Annotated in this window: 3 protein-coding genes; all 3 read left to right on the top strand. The window is 67.9% G+C overall.

What is annotated here, in order from left to right; translation table 11 throughout:
* Nucleotides 1-1,020 (top strand): TonB-dependent siderophore receptor (locus ACTHJR_RS00720; protein WP_440521114.1); only part of this gene is annotated, 1,020 nt, incomplete at its 5' end.
* A gap of 26 nt (nucleotides 1,021-1,046) precedes the next feature.
* Nucleotides 1,047-4,379 carry an amidohydrolase family protein gene (locus ACTHJR_RS00715; RefSeq protein ID WP_440521113.1) on the top strand — a complete coding sequence of 1,111 codons (3,333 nt, stop codon included), beginning with the start codon at nucleotides 1,047-1,049 and terminating at the stop codon, nucleotides 4,377-4,379.
* A gap of 102 nt (nucleotides 4,380-4,481) precedes the next feature.
* The gene (locus tag ACTHJR_RS00710) at nucleotides 4,482-6,008 is read left to right on the top strand and encodes an amino acid permease (protein WP_440521112.1); all 1,527 of its coding nucleotides are present in this window, start codon (nucleotides 4,482-4,484) and stop codon (nucleotides 6,006-6,008) included.
* Nucleotides 6,009-6,031 lie beyond the last annotated feature (23 nt).

The following is a 6,031-nucleotide window of genomic DNA, read 5'->3' as shown; positions in this document are numbered from 1 at the left end:
TACGGCTTCGATGGCGGCCCGACCTTCTCGGGCGTGGAGACGGTCAACGTCTATAATCCGCAGTTCAATCCGCAGCCCGACCTGACGCTCGGTTATCCGACGCGCTACAATCACCAGCGCATCCGGCAGACCGGCGTCTATGGCCAGGACCAGCTCAAGGCGGGCGATCTCTACATCACGCTCGGCGGCCGCTACGACTGGCTCGATAGCGACTATCTCGATCCCTATACCTCGACCAGCAGCCCGCCGCACAGCAACAAGCAAAAGGCGAGCAAGTTCACCTGGCGCGCCGGGGCCAGCTATCTGACGCCGAGCGGCTTCGCGCCCTACATCAGCTACGCGACCTCGTTCGAGCCGCAGATCGGCACCGACGGCAATACCAACAAGCCCTACAAGCCGAGCACGGGCAAGCAATGGGAAGGCGGCATCAAATATGACGCGCGCGGCCTGTCGCCCGACGTCAAGCTGTTCGCCACCGCGGCGCTGTTCGACATCAAGCAGAGCAATGTGGTCAGCACCGTTCCGTCGGTCTCGCCGGTATTCGGCACCCAGAGCGGCCTGGTCGAGGTCTATGGCGGCGAACTCGAATTCGTCGCGCGCATCCACAACCAATTCTCGATCAACGGCTCGTACAGCTACAACCATTCGAAGGTGCTCGAGAGCAGTGTCACGGTCGAGATCGGGCAACCCTTGCCGGTCACGCCCAAGCATAAGGCGTCGCTGTTCGCCGACTATACGCTGCGCAAGGGCGCGCTCGGCGGGCTCGGCTTCGGCGCCGGCGTGCGCTATACCAGCGGCAGCGCGGGCAGCCTGCCCGGCGCGTTCAACCCGGTGGTCTATTACGGCCAGGAGGCTACCCTGTTCGACGCGATCCTGCATTACGACGCGCCGCATTTCCGCATCGCGGTCAACGGGTCGAACATCTTCGACAAGGAATATGTCGCGCGTTGTTCGGGTCCGGCGGGCTGCGTCTATGGCGCGGGACGCCAGGTCATCGTGACACTGACGGGCAAGTTCTGATCCCCGTGAGGACATCGAGTGGGACGGTGCGCGGGCTGAAGCTCGCCGCCGTCCTTCTCGCTCTGGCAGCGGCGCCGCTCAAGGCGCAGGATTCGGACGATCCGCCCGTGGCGCCCGCTGCGCGCGTCGCGCCGACACCGCCGCCGCAACAGCCGACCGGCCAGACGCTGCCGATCGCGCCGGCGCGGCACCTGCGGTTCGACACCGATCGCGGCACCTGGATGTCGCTCGATCTCGCACCTGATGGGCGCACGATCCTGTTCGACCTGCTCGGCGACCTCTATGCCCTGCCGGCCAATGGCGGTCGGGCGCGGCAATTGACCGAGGGCCTGGGGTTCGATGCCCAGCCGACCTATGCGCCCGATGGCAAGGCGATCGCTTTCGTCAGCGACCGCTCGGGAGCGGACAATCTGTGGGTCGCGCGCGCGGACGGGTCGCAGCCGCGCCAGATCAGCTTCAACGACGACGACACGGTCATGGTCTCGCCGGCCTGGAGCGCCGACGGCAGGACCTTGTTCGTCAGCCGCTATCGGCCCGACCTCAACAATTACGAATTGTGGCGCTACGATCTCGACGGCAAGGCGAGCCTGCTGGCGCCGATCCGCGAGTCCGCCGCCGCGCCGCGCGGCGGCTGGCGCAGTACATTGGGCGCGGTCGCCTCGCCCGACGGCAAGAGTCTCTATTATGCACGGCGCGTCGGCGGGCTGGACTTCGACGAAGTCGACGAATGGACGATCGTGCGGCGCGATCTCGCCAGTGGCCGCGAGGATGTGATCGTCACCGAGCCCGACGGGCCGCGCAAGGCGCTCAATCCCGGCGCGTTCTTTCGTCCGGCGCTGTCGCCCGACGGCCGCCTGCTCGCTTATGCGGCGCGGCGCGAGGGCAAGACCGAGCTTCGGTTGCGTGACTTGGCGAACGGCGAGGACCGCAGCATCGCCTTCCCGATCGAGCACGACCAGCTCCAGGCATCGATGTGGCAGGACATCGTGCCGCGCTACGCCTTCACGCGCGACGGCAAGGCGATCCTGCTGTCGCGCGGCGGCAGGATCGAGCGGATCGATGTCGCGACGCGCGCCGCCACGCCGGTCGCCTTCACCGCTCCGGTCGATCTCGCCGTCGCCGCCTCGACACGGCAGGATATCCGCGAGGACGACAGGGCCCCAGTCCGTGCGCGTCTCGCGCAATTCCCCGTCATCTCGCCCGACGGCACCCGCGTCGCCTTTTCAGCGCTCGGCCGGCTCTACACGATGCGGCTCGACGGAAATTCGGCGCCGGTCACGTTCGCGACTGCCGGCGACCCCGCCTTCCAGCCGAGCTGGAGCCCCGATGGCAAGCGCCTGGTCTGGGTGACGTGGAGCGAGCGCCATGCCGGCGCGATCTGGTCGGGCCCAGCGGATGGTTCGACTGCTCCGACCCGGCTGACCGATCTGCCGGCCTTTTACACCTATCCGGTCTTCTCGCCCGACGGCGTCAGCGTGGTCGCGGTGCGCTCGGCGCAGGCGGCGCGCCTCAGGCTCTACATGGAATATGGCAAATTGCGCGACGGCGAGTTGATCGCCTTGCCCGCGAATGGTGGCACCACGCGCGTGGTGATGCGCGGGCATATCGGCGGCCGGCCGCAATTCACCACCCGCGCCGGCAGCGTCTATATTCCGGCCGATGATGGGCTCGAGCGCGTCGATCTCGCGACCGGCGCGCACGTGGTCGCGGTCCAGGTGCTGGGGCCGGGCTGGTATTTCCAGGACGGGCCGGTGCCGGTCGACGACCTTCAGATCAGCCCCGACGGCAAATGGCTGCTCGCCCAGGTCTCCGAACAGCTCCACGTGGTCGCGATGCCGCCCGAGGATGGCCGCACGGTCGATCTCTCCGATCCCAAATTGCCGCATCGCCGGATTACGGATGTCGGCGCCGATTTCTTCGAATGGAGCGCGGATTCCAGGGCGATCGACTGGTCGGTCGGGTCGGAACTGGAGCGTCGCCCGCTTGCCGACGTCGCGCTCGCTCCCGCCGATCGGCCCACCTGGTCGGCCGACGCCACGGGCAAGGTCCAACGCTGGCCGCTGGCCGTCGAGGTGCCGCGCGCCACGCCGTCGGGCAGCCTGTTGCTGCGCGGCGCCCGCGTGCTGACCATGGCGAACGGCGACCGCGTCATCGATCATGCCGACATCCTGATCACCGACGGCCGCTTCGCCGCGATCGGTCCCGCCGGCAGCATCGCGCCCCCGCCCGGGGCGACGATTCGCGACGTGACCGGCAAGACGATCGTGCCCGGCTTCATCGACACCCATGACCATATCGCCACCGTGCGCCGCGAAGTGCTGGGCCTGGAGGATTGGGGATTGCGCGCGCGGCTGGCGTACGGCGTCACCACCAGCTTCGATCCCTCGACCCTGTCGATCGACATGCTCGCCTATCAGGACCTGCTCGATGCCGGGCTGATGACCGGGCCGCGGCTGCGCTCGACCGGGCCGGCGCTGTTCTCGTTCAACCGCTTCTCGTCGCTCGACGAGGTCCGCGCGGTATTGCGCCGCTATCGCGACGCCTATCGCCTGCGTAACATCAAGGAATATCGCACCGGCAATCGCCGCGTCCGCGAATGGATATCGCAAGCCGCCGGCGAACTCGGGCTCAACCCGACTACCGAGGGCGCGCTGTCGATGAAGCTCGACCTCACCCAGATCATCGACGGCTATGCCGGCAACGAGCACGCTTTGGTCGCGGCGCCGATCCAGAAGGACGTGCTCGAGCTGATGAAGGCGATGCGCACCAGTTATACGACCACGCTCGAGATCACCAATGGCGGCTTCGAGGGGCAGAATTGGTCGATCACCCAGGACGATCCGGTGCACGATGCCAAATTGCGGCGCTTCTGGCCGGGCTTCGCGATCGATCAGATGATGCTCAACCGGCCCTGGCACAGCTTCTCCGAATATCGCTTCCCGGCGATCGCCGCCGACGCGGCGGAATTGCAGCGCGAGGGCGGGCTGGTCGGGATCGGCTCGCACGGTGAGACGCCTGGGATCGGTTTTCATTGGGAAATGGAAGCGCATGCCACCGGCGGAATGACGCCGGCCGAAATCCTCCCTGCCGCGACGATCGGCTCGGCCGAGACGATCGGGCGCAAGGCCGATCTCGGCAGCATCGAGCCGGGCAAGCTCGCCGATCTGGTGATCCTCGACAAGGATCCGTTGGTCGACATCCACAATGCCCGCGCGATCGCGGCGGTGATGCGCGACGGCCGGCTGTACGATGCCGCCACGCTGGCGCCGATCTGGCCGGCCGGCCCCACGCCGCCCGCGCCGTGGTTCGCCGATTCCGACGCGGCGCGACGCTGGTTGCCGCCCGGACCGGCCCGCTGACCGGCCGGCTTGGCCCTATCGAGACAGCAATCGGTCCGCGAGCGCGGCGCCCCATGGACGATCGATGATATCCTCCGACCGATCTGGTTGAGAGGGACGGGCATGGCAGGAACAGGAGCGGGCGCCTTCGTCCGCAAGCCGCTGGAAACGGTGCGCGCCGAAGCGGACAATACCGGCATGCGGCGCTCGCTCGGGCCGATCCAGCTCGTGCTGATCGGAATCGGCTGCATCATCGGCGCCGGGGTCTATGTCATGACCGGCACCGCCGCCGCGACCTATGCCGGGCCCGCGGTGGTGATTTCCTTCGCCATCGCCGGGCTCGCCTGTGCCTTCACCGGGCTGTGCTATGCCGAGCTCGCCTCGGTGCTGCCGGCGTCGGGCGCCTCCTATACTTATGCCTATGCCGCAATGGGCGAAGTGGTGGCCTGGGGGCTGGGCTGGATGTTCATGCTCGAATGCTGGCTGGCCGGGTCGGCGCTGGCAGTCGGGTTCGCCGGTTATTTCGTCAGCCTGCTGGCCGATTTCGGCGTGCACGTGCCGGCGGCGATCTCGACCTCGTTCGTCGCCGGGGAGATGACCCCGGCCGGCGTGCATTTCGGGCTGAGCGGCGGGGTGAACCTGGTCGCCGCCGCCGCTCTGGCGATCGCGACCGCAGTGCTGGTGCGCGGCGTCTCGCACTCGGCGGCGGCCAATACCGTGCTGGTGGTGATCAAGATCGGCGTGCTGGCGGGCTTCGTCCTGGTCGGCTCGCAGCATATCGATACCGCCAATTGGACGCCGTTCGTGCCCGCCAACGAGGGCGGCTTTCGTTATGGCGTGCCCGGCATCTTCCGCGCCGCCTCGATCCTGTTCTTCGCCTATTTCGGGTTCGAGGCGGTGGCGACCGCGGCGGCCGAGGCGCGGCGGCCGCAGCGCGACATCCCGATCGGCATCCTCGGCGCGCTGGGGGTCAGCACGATCGTCTATGGCGTGGTCGCCGCGGTGCTGACCGGGGTGGTGTCCTATCGCACGCTCAACGTGCCCGATCCGATCGCGGTGGCGATCAGCGCGATCGGCATGCCGGTCATCGCGGTGGTCATCAAGGTCGGCGCGCTGACCGGGCTCGCGTCGGTGCTGCTGGTCAATACGTATGGCCAGTCGCGCGTGCTCTATGCGATCTCCGCCGACGGATTGCTGCCGGCAGCTTATTCGCGCATCCACCCGCGTTTCGGCACGCCCGCCAACGGCACGATCCTGGTCGCGATGCTCTCGGCGGTGGCGGCGGCGTTGCTGCCGATCACCTTGCTGGCCGATCTCGTCAGCATCGGCACCGCTTGCGTGTTCACCACGGTGGCGATCTCGGTCATGTGGCTGCGCTCGGCGCGGCCCGACCTACCGCGGCCGTTCCGCGTGCCGCTGGGTGGGGTGTGGATCGGGCGGCGCTGGATCGGGGTAGTGCCGGTGCTGGCGATCCTGCTCTGCCTGACGATGATGGGGCCGGTGCTGACCGACATCGTCGGCAAGGCGATCGCCGGCGAGTGGCTGCCGGGGACGATCCTGCTCGCCTATATCCTGCTCGGGGCGACGATCTATTGGCGGTACGGGAGGAAGCACTCGCGGCTGCGGGCGGCGGCGGCGGAGGTGCGATAAGTCATCAATTCCTCCCCGTTTAC

It is taken from the genome of Sphingomonas sp., from assembly GCF_051962185.1.
Classification (GTDB): Bacteria; Pseudomonadota; Alphaproteobacteria; order Sphingomonadales; family Sphingomonadaceae; genus Sphingomonas.
The sequence above is the reverse complement of the archived record's forward strand: the minus strand, read 5'-3'. Positions and strand labels throughout refer to the sequence as shown.